Consider the following 15247-nt stretch of genomic DNA (forward strand, 5'->3'; position numbering starts at 1 on the left):
CTGTTCGGATCGGATCAGTAGGCGAGCGCGCAGCCATCGGCGCGCATTTCGCTGGCGGCGGCATAGACGCGGGTGTTGCCGTCCATCCGGTGTTCGACGCACTGGTAGCGGCCGAAGCCACCATCGGGGTCGCCGATGTTCCAGCCCATATTGGTGAGCGCGGCGCGGGTCTTGTCCGGCACGCCGCTTTCCAGCCGGAGCAGGCCGGTGGCGGGCAGGTCGGGCGAATCCTCGCCCATGGATTGGGACGACCCCTCGTGATGCCAGCGCGGGGCGTCGCCTGCGGACTGGATCTCCAGCCCGTAATCGACGGTGTTGAGGATGATCTGCACCTGCCCCTGCGGCTGCATGTCGCCGCCCATCACGCCGAAGCTCATCCACGGGTCGCGCCCGCGGGTGGCGAAGCCGGGGATGATGGTCTGGAACGGGCGCTTCCCCGGCGCATAGATGTTGGGGTGGCCATCCTGCAGGCTGAACAATTGCCCGCGGTCCTGGAACATGAAGCCGAGGCCATCGGCGACGAGGCCTGAGCCCATGCCGCGGAAGTTGGACTGGATCAGCGACACCATCATTCCGCTGTCATCGGCGCAGGAAAAATAGGTGGTGTCGCCCTGCGACGGCGCGTTGCCCGGCCGCACCTCGCGCGCGATCCGGTCGGGCCGGATCAGCTTGGCCCGCTCAGCGGCGTATTCCTTCGATACCAGCCATTCGACCGGCACGTCCGCGAACTTGGGATCGGCGTAGTAGCGGGCGCGATCCTCGTAAGCGAGGCGCTTCGCCTCCGCCTGCAGGTGGATGGAGGTTGCCGACTGGAAGCCGGCTCCCTTCAGGTCGAAATGCTCCAGGATGTTGAGCATCTGCAGGGTGGCGATGCCTTGCGTGTTCGCGCCCAGCGCGTGGACGGTGACGCCATGGTAATCGGTCCGGCTCGGCTCGATCCACTCGCTGCTATGCCGGGCCAGATCCTCGGCCCGCAGCCAGCCGCCGATGCGGCGGAAATAGGCATCGATGGTGCGGGCGATCGCCCCTTCGTAGAAGGCGTCGCGCCCGCCTTCGGCGATCATGCGGTAGGTGCGGGCGAGGTCGGGATTGCGGAACACCTGCCCCGTCTGCGGCCCCTTGCCGTCCGCCAGGCCGTAGGTGCGGATGGCGTTGTCCGCTTCCTCCAGCCCGTTGCCGGGCCGGCGGAAGCCGATCAGGCTGCGGCGGATATAATACGCGATCATGTCGGGCACCGGGGTGCCTTCTTCCGCCATGGCGATCGCGGGGGCGAACAGGTCGCGCCAGGGCAGCTTGCCGTATCGCTGGTGCAGGGTCCACCAGGCATCGACCGTGCCGGGGACCGAGACGCTGAGCGCGCCCAGCGCCGGCAGCACGCCATTGCGCGATCGTTCGCGCACCGTCTCCAGCGACAGGCCCATGGGCGATGCGCCGCTGCCGGCGAGACCCATGACCTTCCGTTCCTTCGGATCCCACACCATCGCGTAGCAATCGCCGCCGATGCCGTTGGCCGTCGGTTCCAGCAGGCCGAGGCAGCTGTTGATGGTGATGGCGGCATCCACCGCCGACCCGCCGGCCTTCAGGATGGCGAGGCCCGCCTGTGTCGCCAGCGGATGCGCGGTGCCCGCCGCGCCGTGGAGGCCGTAGGCGGCGGTGCGGCTGGCGAAGCTCGCCCCCACCGGCCGGTCGCCTGCGCCCACATCCGGCCGCAGGAAACGGTCCTCTCCTTTCGGCCAGAACGGTGGTGGGCTGGTGTCGCTCGCCGGCATCGGTGCGCCGCCCTGACCGGGGCCGGGAGGTGCCGTGTTGCTCTGCGCCAGGGCAGCGGGGCCGAGCGTGGCGGCAGCCGGCATGGCGGCGATGAAGGTGCGGCGGCGCATCGGCGGTGTTCCCCTGTCTGCTTTGGCGACGTTGCGCACCTCTTCGACCGAACTGATTTCATTCGCAACGCTTCCGCTGAAAAAACTGCCTGATTTCTGCGTCATCGTTCAAGAACAGCGCTGGAAGCCATGCCTCTCGTTGCAAACGGGTGGGGGCAGACGCACTTGGGCGGCATGGATCACGATTGCATCATCGTCGGCGGCGGGCCGGTCGGGCTGGCGCTGGCGGCGGCGCTGGCGCCCACAGGGCGGCGAATCGCGGTGGTCGAGCGGCAGGACCGCTCCACGCTGGCCGACCCGCAGGAGGATGGCCGGTATATCGCGCTGACCCATCGTTCGATCGCGTTCCTTTCACAGCTTGGCGCGTGGGACCGGATCGACCCGGCCCAGCGCAGCCCCTTGCGCGAGGCGCAGGTGCTGAACGGTACGTCGCCCTTTGCGCTGCAATTCGATCCGGGCGCGGCCGGCGAGGGATGGCTGGGGCAGCTCGTGTCCAACCACCTGATCCGTCGTGCGCTGTTCGATGTGGTGGCGGGCCAGCCGAATGTGGAGCTGCTGACGGGTGCGAGCGTGGAGCAGCTGGCGACCGACCGCCGCGCCGCGCGCGTCACGCTGGCGGACGGGCGGTTGCTGACCGGGCAATTGCTGGTGGGTGCCGACAGCCGGTTCAGCACGGTGCGCGAGGCGCTGGGCATCGTCGCGCAGGTCAATCGGCTGGGCCGGTCCATGCTGCTGGCCCGGGTCGCGCATGAGGGCGAGCACCACGCTGTCGCCACCGAATGGTTTGGCCATGGCCACACGATCGCCATGTTGCCGCTGACCGGCCGACGCTCCTCCGCCGTGGTGACGCTGCCTGACGGGGAGGTCGCCGCCATGGCCGCCTTGCCGCCGGCGGAACTGGGGGCGCAGATCGCGCAGCTCTACGGTCACCGGCTGGGCGCGATGACGGTGGAGGCGGGACCGCATGTCTATCCGCTGGCGACGACCTATGCCGCGCATTTCGCCGCCACCCGCGCGGCCTTGCTGGGTGATGCGGCGGTGGGAATGCACCCGGTGACGGCGCATGGTTTCAACCTGGGGCTGCAGGGCGTCGCCACCCTTTCCGGATTGATCGGGCAGACGCGTGGGGACTGGGGGAGTTCGCTGCTGCTGCGCCGGTTCGAGGCGGCGCATCGGCTGGCGACCCGGCCGCTGTACGAGGCGACGAACCTGCTGGTCGGCCTGTATGCGGACGAGAGCCTGCCCGCCCGGCTGGCGCGGCATGCTACCCTGCGGGTGGGTGCGCGGCTGCCGCTGGCGCGGCGGGCGGTCGCGCGGATGCTGATGCAGCCTTGATGCAAAATCAGCTATTGAGAATTAGACGCAGCAACACTAGGGCGCCCGCACACCCCGGGAGAACGGGGCAGGAGGGAACCGCCAATGTATCTGAAGTCCGCCGCGCTGCGTGGCACCGCCCTTGCGACCGTCATGTCAGCATCCATGCTGCTGTCCGCGCCCACGCTGGCACAGGACGCGCCGGAGGCTGACGACACCCGGCGGCGCGATGCCGATGGCGAGATCATCGTGACCGGCGGCTACACCATTGCCGATGCGATCGACACCGCGACCGGCCTCGGCCTGACCATCCGCGAGACGCCGCAATCGGTCAGCATCATTACCGCGCAGCGCATCCGCGACCAGAACCTCGTCAGCATCGCCGACGTGGTGGACAATGCGGTGGGCGTCACGTCCGAGACGATCGATGACGTGCGCAACAATTTCTACGCCCGCGGCTTCCAGATCACCAATTACCAGATCGACAGCGTGCCGATGGCCTGGACGCTGGCAGGCGGCGCGGGGGAGACGAACATCGACGTCTCCATCTACGACCGGGTGGAGATCGTGCGCGGCGCCACCGGGCTGATGACCGGCGCGGGCGAGCCGTCCGCCAGCATCAACATGGTCCGCAAGCAGGCCAACAGCATCGACTGGACCGGCTATGCCGACGTGCAATACGGATCGTGGGACACGGTGCGCGCCACGGCCGATATCGGCGGTGCGATCTCCGCCGACGGGCGGGTCCGGTTCCGCGGCGTCGCCCGGTATGAGCAGGGCGAGAACTTCATCGACGTTTACGAGAACGAGAAGACCGTGCTGTATGGCACGGTCGAGGCGGACCTGACCCCGGCCACGGAAGTGCGTGCCGGCTACAGCCACCAGATCCACCGGCCCAGCGGCGTTGCCTGGGGCGCGCTGCCGACCTATGACAGCGACGGCAATTTCCTGGACTTCGATCGCAGCCAGACCACTTCGGCCCCGTGGACGCACTGGAACAGCGACAACAGCAACCTGTTCATCAGCGCGGAGCATGATTTCGGCAATGGCTGGCGCGCGCAGGTGCACTACAATTTCGTGCGCAACCAGCAGCAGGCGACGCTGCTGTACTTCTCCGGCTTCGTCGACCCGGACACCGGCACGATCGGGTCGGCCTACCCCTACAAGGATGTGGGCGACAACCGGCAGAGCAGCTTCAACGGGCAGGTCAACGGCCTCGTCAACCTGTTCGGCCGCGATCACGAGATCGTGGTAGGCGGGCTGCACTCCAACCTCGTCCGCGACACCTACACCTTCGCGCCGGTGGCGGGGTACCAAGCGACCGATTACCCGTTCATCGGGTACGAGGGCGAGTATCCCGATCCCGGCTTTACCGACGACACGACGCTGCGGGTGGACGAGCGGGTCAAGCAGACCGGCGTCTATGGCGCGGTGCGGCTGAACGTGTCGGACCGGCTGAAACTGATCGGCGGCGGACGCGTGGCCAGCTGGGAACAGCGGGGCATCAATTATGATGTGCCCAGCGACTTCGGCGATGACGGCGTGTTCATCCCGTATGCCGGCGCGCTGTTCGACCTGACGCCGAACCATCGTCTGTATGCGAGCTATACCGAGATCTTCCAGCCGCAGCGCGAACTGGACCGCAACTTCGTGCAGATCGACCCGCTGCAGGGCGCATCCTACGAAGTCGGGCTGAAGAGCGCCTTCTTCAACGAGGCCTTGCAGACTACGATCGCGCTGTTCCGGATCGAGCAGGACAATGTGCCGATCAACTCGCAGGTGGCGCCGCCCTCCGTACCCGGCGGGCTGCCGCGCACCACCTGGGAAGTTGGCGAAGGCGTCGTCAGCAAGGGGTTCGAGATCGAGGCAACGGGCGAGATCGTGCCCGGCTGGAACATCAATGCCGGCTTCAGCCTGTTCGAAGCTGAGGATGCGGACGGCACCGACGTGCTGACCGACCAGCCGCGCCAGTTGCTGAAGCTGTTCACCACCTGGACGCCCGATGGCGGCATGTCGCCGCTGACGATCGGCGGCGGCGTGAACTATCGCAGCCGCGCCTACCAGGACGGCTCGCTGACGCTGCCGGGTGGTTCCGTCATCACCCCGCGCTTCGAACAGGGCAGCTACGCCCTGGTCAACCTGATGGCGCGGTACCGCGTGACGGACCAGTTGCAGGTACAGGCCAATATCGAGAACCTGCTGGACGAGGAATATTACAGCCAGATCGGCTTCTTCAGCCAGTACCGCTGGGGCACCCCGCGCAACGTGATGGTGGGCGCCAGCTACGTGTTCTGAGATGTCTCGGGCCAGCCGCGTTCCGTGAAGCGGAGCGCGGCCGCGGCCAGCAGTGCGGTGCCGCGGGGCAGCGCCGCCTCGTCCAAGGTCATCCTGACCGAATGGAGGCCAGGGCGGCCGGCAGGATCGTTGCTGTCGGTCGGAGCCACGCCCAGGAAGGCCATGGCGCCCGGCACCTGTTGCAGCACGTAGGAGAAGTCCTCCGCCCCCATCAGCGGGTGGGCCATCGGCACATAATCGGCACCGGGCAGCGCGCCCGCCACTTCCGCCACCAGCGCTGCGGCGCGGTCGTCGTTGACCGTAGGCGGGAAGCCGTCGGTCACGATCACTTCCGCCGTGCAATCATGCGCGGCGGCGATGCCGTCCGCCAGGCGGGCGAGGGCGCCGCGCACCTCCGTCCGGCGTTCGGCGCTGAGCGTGCGGATCGTGCCCGACAGCACCGCCTGGTCCGCGATCACGTTGTGCGCGCTGCCGGCGGATAGCTGGGTGATGGTGATGACCATCGCCTCCGCCGCGGTGAAGCGCCGGGTGACGAGCGCCTGGATCGCCCCGATGATCTCCGCTGCGACGGGCACCGGGTCACGCGTCTGGTGCGGCATGCTGGCATGGCCGCCACGTCCGGTGACGGTGATGCGCAGCATGTCCGCCGACGCCATCATCGTACCCGGGCGGCAGGTCACCTGGCCATGCGGCATGTCAGGCATGATGTGGAGGGCGAAGGCGGCATCGGGCAGGGGGGCGAGCAGCCCGTCCTCGATCATGTGGCGCGCGCCGAAATGCCCCTCCTCCCCCGGCTGGAACATGAAGCGGATCTCGCCCGCCAGTTCCGCCTGATGCGCGGCCAGCAGCCGGGCGGCGCCCGCCAGCATGGCGGTGTGCGCGTCGTGGCCGCAGGCATGCATCCGGCCCGGCACCGTGGAGGCGAAGGGCAGCCCGTCCGGCTCCGTCATGGGCAGCGCATCCATGTCGCCGCGCAGCAGCACGACCGGGCCGGGACGCGCGCCCTTCAGCACGGCGATGGCGCCAGTGGTGGACGGGCCGGTGCGCCATTCCAGCGGCAGGTCGGCCAGCTCGCCACGCACCTTGGCCATTGTCAGCGGCGTGTGCAGCCCCAGCTCGGGTTCTGCATGGATGGTGCGGCGCAGCGCGGTGATGCGGGGGGCGAGCGCGGTGGCTGCGGGCAGCAGATCGGTGGACATGGTGGGGAGACTACCTGCTCCACCCGCGCGGCGGAAGGGCCGGACATGCCAGCGCGGATGGTGGCACGGGCGCGGTTTTGGGGTAAGGGCGGCGGCGACATGCATGGCACCATCCACCTGTTCGACCAGCTGCCGGTCGCGCCCCTGCCGCCCACCGGCGCGGATGGCTGCGCCCCGGCGCCGGTGCGCGCGGTGCCGCTGGTGGGAGTGATCCGCAACCAGCGCAGCCACCGCAATGCGGGCGGCGCGGTGCCGGCGATCAGCGCGGCGGCGACCCTGCTGGTGGAAGCGCCGACGAAGCGCGGCGACCTGCTCGACATCCTGCGCCGCTTCGCGGAAGCGCGGATCGATTACCTGGTGGTCGATGGCGGCGACGGCACGGTGCGCGACGTGCTGACCTGCGGCACGGCGGTGTTCGGCGGCGCCGCCTGGCCCCGGCTGATCCTGCTGCCCGCGGGCAAGACCAACGCGCTGGCGGCGGATCTCAGCCTGCCGCGCGAATGGTCGCTCGACACCGCGCTGGCGGCCGGTGCGGCGGGTCGCGGCGTGGTGCGCCGGCCGATGTTGGTGGCGGAGGCGGACAATCCGCAGGCCCGCGTGGTCGGCTTCGCGCTCGGCGCCGGGCTCTATACCCAGGCGATCGCGCTGGGGCAGCGGGCGCACCGGCATGGCGCGTTCAATTCGGTGGTCGTGGTCGTCACCGCGCTGTGGACGGTGCTGCAGGCGCTGTTCGGATCGGCCGGCAATCCGTTCCGCCGGCCCACGGCGATGCGGCTGGCCGACAGCGCCGGGCGCGCGCTGCCCCATGCGCCGGGCGTGCGGGAGGGGGAGCGGTTCATGCTGTTCGCCTCCACGCTCCGCCGCTTCCCGGGCGGGGTGCGCCCGTTCCACCGGCTGGGCGGTACGCTGCGGCTGGCGATCGTCGACCGCGCGCGCGCCGGGGTGCTGCTGCGCATCCCGCTGGCGATGGCCGGGCTGCTGGGCGGCGGGGCCCCGCGGCGTGGATATCACCTGCTGGGCGGGCAGGACTTCGCGCTGGAACTGGGCGAGCACTTCATCCTGGATGGCGAGGCGTTTCCGCCCGGCCGCTACCGGTTGGGCCTGGGCCCCGCATTGTTCTTCGTGACGCCATGATCCGGCCGGAGGTTGCGGCCTTTGCCGCGATGCTGGCGGCGGAGGAGCCGGCGGCAGGCGCCGTGCTGTTCTACGGCTCCAACCTGCGGACGGGCTCGCTGGACGGCGTGCTCGACTTCTACGTGCTGACCGATGGCCCGGTGGAGCGGGGGCTGTGGCCGCGCGTGTCGTACCGCGAATGGCAGCATGACGGGCACGATCTGCGCGCCAAGATCGCCACCATGCATCTGGCGACGTTTCAGGCGGCGGCTGCCGGCCGCACGCTCGACACCACGATCTGGGCGCGCTTCGTGCAGCCGGCGGCGCTGGCATGGCAACGAGGAGACGCGGACGCGGCGGCCGTCACCCGCGCGCTCGACAGCGCGGCGGGCACCGCCGGCTGGCTCGCGGCGGCGTTGGGGCCGGAGCGCGGGCGGGAGGAGGATTACTGGCGCGCGCTGTTCCGCGCCACCTACCGCGCGGAGCTGCGGGTGGAGGCGCCGGGGCGGGAGGACACGATCCTTGCCACCCATCGCGCGCATTTCAGCGGCCTGCTGCCGGAGGCCTGGACGCGCGAGGGGATCGCCTTCGACCAGGAGGGCGACATGCTGATCCCCTATCTCAGCGCCACGCGCCGCACGCAGGCGCGACGCTGGTGGGCGCGCCGGCGGCGCATGGGCAAGCCGCTGAACGTGGTGCGCCTGATCCGTGCCGCCGCCACCTTCGACGGCGCGGCCCGTTATGCCGTGTGGAAGGTGGAGCGGCATACGGGCGTTGCGGTCGAAGTGACGCCATGGCGCGAACGCCACCCGCTGCTGAGCGCGCCGGCCATGCTGCTGGAACTGGCGAGGAAGCGGCGCGGCTAGGCGCGGTCAGTGTTCCGCGGCCGACTTGCGGAACAGCCAGGCGGACAGCAGCCATGCGCCGGTCCACAATGGCGTGAACACCCAGGTGAAATGCCCGTGCAGCTGGACGATGATGCCCACGGCGACTTGCGCGACGGCCGTGGCCAGCATCGCCGCCGCCATGCCCCCTGGCCGAAAGCGCGCGCCAATTGATGCAAACAGACCAAGCAGCGGCACCAGGGTGAACCACAGATTGATCGGCCGCTCTTCATCCCCGACGATGCCGACCGCGGCATTGGCCCACAGCAGCAGCAGCCCCGCGCCCAGCGCCACCGCCGCCCCGCCGCGATAAGCACGGCTGCCGCTGGCGCGCACGGCCAGTTCGAAGGTCAGCCCCACGCCGCCCAGCATCACGGTGGCGAATACGAAGTCGCTTGCGGTCCAGTCCACCTCGCTGGTGAAGCGCATGGCCACCGCGGGCAGGGCGATCAGCGCAGCGATCGTACCCCAGCCCGCGACGCGTGCCGGATTGAGCAGCCGGCGGCGATTATGCGTCATTGTCTTGTCCATGATCCTGTCTCCACACATTACGGGAGAGGCAGGGATGGCCGGTCCGCGTGTGAGCGGCATGAGCAGGAGGTGAGCAATCGCTGAAAAGAGCACCGATGTGCGCCGGTTCGGCCCGTTCAGCCTGCATGTCGGTGATCGCCGGCTGATGCGCGGGGATCGGCCGGTCGAGCTGCCCGCCCGCTACATGGATGCGCTGATCCTGCTGGTCATGGCGGACGGCGCGCTGGTGACCAAGACGCGCTTCATGGAGGAGGTGTGGCGCGGCGTGCCGGTGACGGACGAGGCGCTGACGCAGGCCATCCGCACCCTGCGCCGATCGCTGGGCGACAGCGCCAACGATCCGCGCTTCATCGAAACAGTGCCCAAGCACGGCTACCGCTTCATCGCGCCGCCCGGCCCGGCGGACGCGGCCACGCCGGTCGCTGCGCCCGGTCGGGGCGTCGCCCGCATGACGCTGGCGGGGGTTGTCGGCGCGGCACTGGCGGGTGCGCTCGTGGGGCTGCTGTACGGCTTTGCCGGTGCCGCGGGGGCGGAAGGCGGCGGCACGGTGTCGCTGCTGCTGGTGATCGTGCTGGTATCAGCCCTGTCCGCCGGAGTGGCCGGTGCGGGCATCGCCGCCGGTATCGCGCTGTCGCGGCGCGCGGCGCACGATGGCTGGTGGTGGCGGGTCGCCGGTGGAGCCGTCGGCGGCGTGACCCTTGGTGCCTTTGCCAACATCATCGGCAAGGACGCCTTCCGGCTGCTGTTCGGCCAGGCGATCGGCCCGTTCACCGGCGCGCCCGAGGGCTTCGTCATCGGCGCTGCGGCCGGGCTGGCGGCCGTGATGCTGGAGCAGCGACGACGCCACGCCATGGCGCTGGCAGCGTTGATCGGGGCCGCATCGGGCGTGGCGATCGTCCTTGCCGGCGGACGCATGATGGCCGGCAGCCTGCAGGCGCTGGTCACGGCTTTCCCCACGTCCCAGTTCCGGCTGGATCAGGTGGGGCGCATGGTGGGGGAACGCGGTTTCGGCACCAATGGCCAGCTCGCCACGGCCATGTTCGAAGGGGCGGTGTTCGTGCTGGCACTGGTATGGGCGATGCACCGCCATGGTGGCGACGACGGGCCTGACCGGCGCTGAGCCGACCGGCCGCGCGTCTCAGTCTCGGACCATGGCCTGCAGGGTGGCGATACGGTCCGCCTCGTGCACCGGCTTGTCCCAGCGGATGCGATGAATGCGCGGGAAGCGCATGGCTAGGCCCGATTTATGCCGCTTGCTGGCGTGGATGGAATCGAACGCCACCTCGAACACCAGGCTGCGATCCGTCTCCCGCACGGGTCCGAAGCGGTTCACCGTGTGCTGCCTGACATGCCGGTCGAGACGCTTCAGCTCCTCGTCCGTGAAGCCCGAATAGGCCTTGCCCACGGGCAGCAGCTCCGCCCCCTGATCCGGGTCGCCATCCCAGCAACCGAACGTGTAGTCGCTGTAGAAGCTCGCCCGCCGGCCGCTGCCGCGCTGCGCGTACATCAGCACGCAATCGACCAGCAGCGGATCGCGCTTCCACTTGTACCACAGGCCGGTGCGGCGTCCGGCGACGTAGGGGCTGTCGCGCTTCTTCAGCATGACCCCCTCGATCGCGTCGTCGCGCGTCCCTTCGCGGATGGTGGCGAGGTGGGCGAAGTGGTCGGCGGCGATCACCGCGCTGATGTCGAACCGGTCGGCCGGCAGCCGCGTCAGCAGCGCTTCCAGCGCGGCACGCCGTTCGCTCCACGGCCGCTCGCGCAGATCCTCCCCATCCAGCTGCAGCACGTCGTACAGGCGCACGAAAGCGGGGTAGTCGGCCAGCATCTTCGCAGTCACGCTCTTGCGGCCGAGCCGCTGTTGCAGCGCGTTGAAGCTAGCCGCGCCGCCCTCTTCCCCGCCCTGATGCGTGCCGCGCACCAGCAATTCGCCGTCAAGCACGGCGGGGATCGTCAGCGCGTCGGCCATTTCGGGGAAGGTGCCGGTGATGTCCTCACCCCCGCGCGAATAGAGCCGCGTCTCGCCACCGGCATGGGCGAGCTGCACGCGGATGCCGTCCCACTTCCATTCGGCCACATAGTCGACAAGATCGAGCTCAAGCTCCTCCAGCGGGTGGGCCAGCATGAACGGGCGGAACAGCGGCAGGGCGCCGGTATCGGGCGGGGGCGCGCCGTTCGCCGCCCAGTCGAACAACGGCGCATACGGGGCGGGGATGGCGTGCCAGTATTCCTCCACTTCCTCGATGCTGACACCGAAGGCTTGCGCAAAGGCGGTCTTGGCGAGGCGCGCGGACACCCCGACGCGCATGGCTCCGGTCGCGAGTTTCAGCAGGGCGTAGCGACCATCCGCGTCCAGCCGGTCGAGCAGCCTGGGCAGTTCGGTCGCGACACTGGCGCGGGTCATCAGTCGCAGCAGGTCCACCGCCTCGCCGACGGTGGGTGGCGGCGCGGTGCGGGCCAGCGGCTCCGGCCATAGCAGGCTCGCGGTCTCCGCCGTGTCGCCCACGAAGTCGCGGCTGAGCGTCCACAGCACCGGATCGACCCGGTCGTGCAGCAGGTTGCGGATGGTGGAGGATTTCACCGCCGGGAAGTCCAGCCCCTCCGTCAGGGCGGCCAGCGCCCAGCCGCGGTCGGGATCGGGCGTGGCGCGCAGGTAATCGGCCACCAGCGCCAGCTTCGCATTGCGGCTGGTGGTGTAGACCAGCGCATCGATCAGGGCGGCGAACTCCTCCACGCCTCAGTCGTCCTCGTCCTCGTAGCCGACCAGCGCCAGGGCGCGGGCGCGGCGTTGGTGGAGCTGGCACCAGCGCAGCAGCGCCTCCTCCCGCCCGTGGGTGATCCAGCTTTCGTAGGGGTTCACCTCCTCGATCGTCCGGATCAGTTCGGGCCAGTCGGCATGGTCCGATATGACCAGCGGCAGCTCCACCCCCCGTTGCCGGGCCCGCTGCCGCACACGCATCCAGCCGCTGGCCATGGCGGTGACGGGATCGGGCAGGCGGCGGCTCCACCGATCGTTCAGGGCGGAAGGCGGGCACATCACCACGCGGCCGCGCATCTCCTCCTTCTTCGCGTCGCTGACCAGGCGCAACTCGCCAAGATCGATGCCCCAGTCCTGGTACAGCCGGCACATGCGTTCGAGTGCACCATGGAGGTAGACGGGTTCGTGATGCCCGGCGCGGCGCAATTCGGCGATGACCCGCTGCGCCTTGCCCAGGGCGTAGGCGCCGACCAGCACGCAGGAATCCGGCTGCGCGTCCAGCCGGGCGATCAGCTTCGCCATCTCCTCCGCGATGGGCGGATGATGGAACACCGGGAGGCCGAAGGTCGCCTCCGTGATGAAGATGTCACAGGGCGTGACCTGAAACGGTGGACAGGTCGGGTCGTCGCGCCGCTTGTAGTCGCCCGTGACGATCACCCGTTCGCCGGCATGTTCCAAGAGGATTTGCGCGCTGCCCAGGACATGGCCCGCCGGCAGGTAGGTCGCATCAACGCCGCCGGGCAGCCGGATTGTTTCCCCGCATTCGACCGGCACGGCGCCTTCGCGCGTGTTGTAGCGCAGGTCCATGATGGCGAGCGTCGCCGGGGTGGCGACCGTCTGCCCGTGGCCGCCGCGCGCATGATCGGCGTGGCCGTGCGTCACCAGCGCATGTGGCACTTCTCGCGCGGGATCGATCCAGCAATCGGCGGGCACGACATGGATGCCCCACGGCTCCGGCCGGATCCACGAGAAGTTGGCGGGCATACCCCCTGCCAATGTGGCAGGAGGTACGAGGTTCCTGCCGGTCAGTCCGGGTGGCCGGGCGCGTAAGGGTAGGCGAGCGACTGGTAATATTCGAGCGGATGGGCCGGCGCCGCTGCCCCCGCCGGCAGCGGCAGGCCGTTCAGCGACTGCCAGTAGGCGATGCTGGCATCGCGCCATTCGGTCGCGTCACGCTGCTGGATTGCCAAAAAGGCGTCGGTCTGCGCGTGCCGTTCCGGATCGACCAGCGGCGCGAGCGTCTGCCATTGGCGGCGCATGTCCGCCACCCCGGCCACGCCCCGATCGTACCGGGCGACCAGCGTGCCCCACAGGCTTTCGCCATCGGCCATCTGCCAGTCCCACGGCAGGTGGTGGAACCACAGCAGGTCCTCCACCGGGGTGGTGCGCGGGTCGGCGTAGCGGGCGGCGACCGGCGCGGCATATTGCGCCACCGCATTGCTGCCGCTTGCCGTCCGGTCGAAGCCGATGCCCTGCCGGTCCGCGCGGTGATAATAGACCGGGTTCCATTCCGGCCGCGCCAGATCCGCCACCCATGGCGCCGGCCCGTGATGGTGGCCGGTGCCCATCAGGTGCGCCAGGCCGAGCGGAGTCATGTAATCGACCACATATTCGCGCGAGGCCATCATCATCGCGGTGACGGGCTGCACCAGCGCGGGATCGGGCGTGAAGGTCAGCGCCGCCCACTCGCGTGCGATCGCCTCCGCCGACAAAGTGTGATCCCAGGCCAGTCGGCCGAAGGCGTACCAGTTCGCCTGATCGAAGGTGGAGCCGGACCAGTCGCGGTCCGCGCCGATATTTGCGACCCCGGCAATGCCGGTCAGCCGGTGCCCTTCCAGCGAACCGTCGACCACACGGGCCACCGTGCTGCCCGCCCCTTGCACCATGGTATCGGCGTCCAGCACCTCCTCCCACATGGTGCCGAGAAAGGCGAGGTGGGTGTTGTAGCCGAGATATTCCTTGGTGATCTGCACCTCCAGCATCAGCGGCGTCTGTGGCATGGCGCCGAACAGCGGGTGGAACGGCTCGCGCGGCTGGAAGTCGATCGCGCCGTTCTTGACCTGCACCAGCACGTTATCGGCAAACTGGCCGTCCAGCGGCTTGAACTCGGTATAGGCCTGCTTCGCGCGGTCGTCCGGGTCGGTGTCGGCATAGACGAAGGCGCGCCACATCACGATGCCGCCATGCGGCGCCACCGCGCGGGCCAGCATGTTGGCGCCGTCCGCATGGCTGCGGCCATAATCGCGCGGACCGGGCTGGCCTTCGCTGTTGGCCTTGACCAGGAAGCCGCCGAAATCGGGAATGGCGCGGTACACCTCCGTCGCCTTCGCATTCCACCATTCCTGCACGCGCGGGTCGAGCGGGTCGGCCGTCGGCAGCCCGCCCAGTTCGACGGGGGCGGAGAATCGCGCGGACAGGTAGACCTTGATACCCCAGGGGCGAAACACGTCCGCCAGCGCCGCAGCCTTGGCGATGTAGGGCGCGGTCAGGCTGTCCGCCTTGGCGTTCACGTTGTTCAGCACCGTGCCGTTGATGCCGAGCGAGGCATTGGCGCGGGCATAGTCGGTGTAGCGCGGGCCGGTATATTCGGGCAGCGTCCACCAGTCCCAGATGCTTTCGCCGGCATAGCCGCGTTCCACCTGACCATCGAGATTGTCCCAGTGGTTGAGGACCCGCAGGCCGATGCGCGGGGTGGAGGTGAGATCGAGGTCGGCGATCCCGGCCGCAGTGCCGAGCTGCCGCAGCAGGGCGAAGGTGCCGTACAGTACTCCGATGTCGCTGTTCGCGGTGACGAGGATCGCGGGCGAATTGCCCAGTCGCACGGAGCGGACGAGATAGCCCTCCGTGCCCAGGTCAGCGGTCGGCAGGCGCAATGCGGCGATCTCGGCATCGGCACTGGTGGCGAGCACGATGCGCGGGCCGCGCGTGCGTCCGTCGCCCGCCATTGCGGCAAGGGCGCGGGTCAGCTCCTCCTCCGCCAGGCGCAGGGTGGGGCTGTCGCCGCGCCGCTCGACCGCGCGCGGCAGGGCGGCGGCATCGGTGACCGGGCGGTAGCGCAGCCATAGATCGTAGCCGTCCTCGGCCCGTGCATGTGCCGGCATCAGCATCACGCACAGGGCGAACAGCAGCAGCCTGACGCCGTTGAACATCCCGTCTTCTCCCACCTCGGTGGCTGTTTGCAGCCTGTTTGTTATCGCTAACAGTTTGGCGGGGGATTGCAATGGCGGTGGCGGAACCATGATCGCCGCCATAGGTCTGATACCTGTCGCACCA

11 protein-coding genes are annotated in these 15247 nt (G+C 69.4%); 5 read left to right on the plus strand and 6 right to left on the minus strand.

Annotated elements, in window-relative coordinates; genetic code table 11:
- Positions 1-14: 14 nt before the first annotated feature.
- On the minus strand, positions 15-1880 hold the full coding sequence (locus V5740_RS12340; RefSeq protein WP_347302775.1) for a gamma-glutamyltransferase family protein: 1866 nt from the start codon (positions 1878-1880) through the stop codon (positions 15-17).
- 174 nt (positions 1881-2054) lie between these two features.
- Here V5740_RS12340 and ubiM point away from each other — a divergent pair, with 174 nt between their 5' ends.
- Positions 2055-3215, plus strand: coding sequence for a 5-demethoxyubiquinol-8 5-hydroxylase UbiM (ubiM, locus tag V5740_RS12345; RefSeq protein WP_347302776.1), 1161 nt, complete (start codon positions 2055-2057; stop codon positions 3213-3215).
- An 84-nt stretch (positions 3216-3299) separates the two neighbouring features.
- Positions 3300-5489: a TonB-dependent siderophore receptor gene (locus V5740_RS12350; protein WP_347302777.1), complete on the plus strand. Its 2190-nt coding sequence runs from the start codon at positions 3300-3302 to the stop codon at positions 5487-5489.
- Here the strand turns inward: V5740_RS12350 and V5740_RS12355 are convergent.
- Positions 5477-6688: a M20 family metallopeptidase gene (locus V5740_RS12355; protein ID WP_347302778.1), complete on the minus strand. Its 1212-nt coding sequence runs from the start codon at positions 6686-6688 to the stop codon at positions 5477-5479. The genes V5740_RS12350 and V5740_RS12355 overlap by 13 nt on opposite strands.
- Before the next feature lie 99 nt (positions 6689-6787).
- Between V5740_RS12355 and V5740_RS12360 the strand changes: the two genes are divergently transcribed.
- A complete protein-coding gene (locus V5740_RS12360; protein ID WP_347302779.1) occupies positions 6788-7822 on the plus strand; it encodes a diacylglycerol kinase family protein in 1035 nt (344 codons plus the stop codon).
- The gene (locus V5740_RS12365) at positions 7819-8667 is read left to right on the plus strand and encodes a hypothetical protein (RefSeq protein ID WP_347302780.1); all 849 of its coding nucleotides are present in this window, start codon (positions 7819-7821) and stop codon (positions 8665-8667) included. The genes V5740_RS12360 and V5740_RS12365 overlap by 4 nt, the downstream gene beginning before the upstream one ends.
- Before the next feature lie 6 nt (positions 8668-8673).
- On the opposite strand, the gene V5740_RS12370 is transcribed toward V5740_RS12365, so the two are convergent.
- Entirely contained in the window at positions 8674-9216 is a 543-nt protein-coding gene (locus tag V5740_RS12370) for a hypothetical protein (RefSeq protein ID WP_347302781.1), read from the minus strand.
- Between the two features lie 97 nt (positions 9217-9313).
- Here V5740_RS12370 and V5740_RS12375 point away from each other — a divergent pair, with 97 nt between their 5' ends.
- The gene (locus V5740_RS12375) at positions 9314-10336 is read left to right on the plus strand and encodes a transcriptional regulator (protein ID WP_347302782.1); all 1023 of its coding nucleotides are present in this window, start codon (positions 9314-9316) and stop codon (positions 10334-10336) included.
- Between the two features lie 18 nt (positions 10337-10354).
- Here V5740_RS12375 and V5740_RS12380 read toward each other — a convergent pair whose 3' ends face one another.
- From V5740_RS12380 to V5740_RS12390, 3 genes are read right to left on the minus strand one after another with little or no spacing between them, the layout of a single operon-like run.
- Positions 10355-11950 carry a cisplatin damage response ATP-dependent DNA ligase gene (locus tag V5740_RS12380; RefSeq protein ID WP_347302783.1) on the minus strand — a complete coding sequence of 532 codons (1596 nt, stop codon included), beginning with the start codon at positions 11948-11950 and terminating at the stop codon, positions 10355-10357.
- Positions 11951-11953: 3 nt separating this feature from the next.
- Positions 11954-12958: a ligase-associated DNA damage response exonuclease gene (locus tag V5740_RS12385; protein ID WP_347302784.1), complete on the minus strand. Its 1005-nt coding sequence runs from the start codon at positions 12956-12958 to the stop codon at positions 11954-11956.
- A gap of 41 nt (positions 12959-12999) precedes the next feature.
- Positions 13000-15123, minus strand: coding sequence for an alpha-glucuronidase family glycosyl hydrolase (locus V5740_RS12390; protein ID WP_347302785.1), 2124 nt, complete (start codon positions 15121-15123; stop codon positions 13000-13002).
- Between the last annotated feature and the right edge of the window lie 124 nt (positions 15124-15247).

It is taken from the genome of Croceibacterium sp. TMG7-5b_MA50 (genome assembly GCF_039830145.1).
Taxonomy (GTDB): Bacteria; Pseudomonadota; Alphaproteobacteria; order Sphingomonadales; family Sphingomonadaceae; genus Croceibacterium.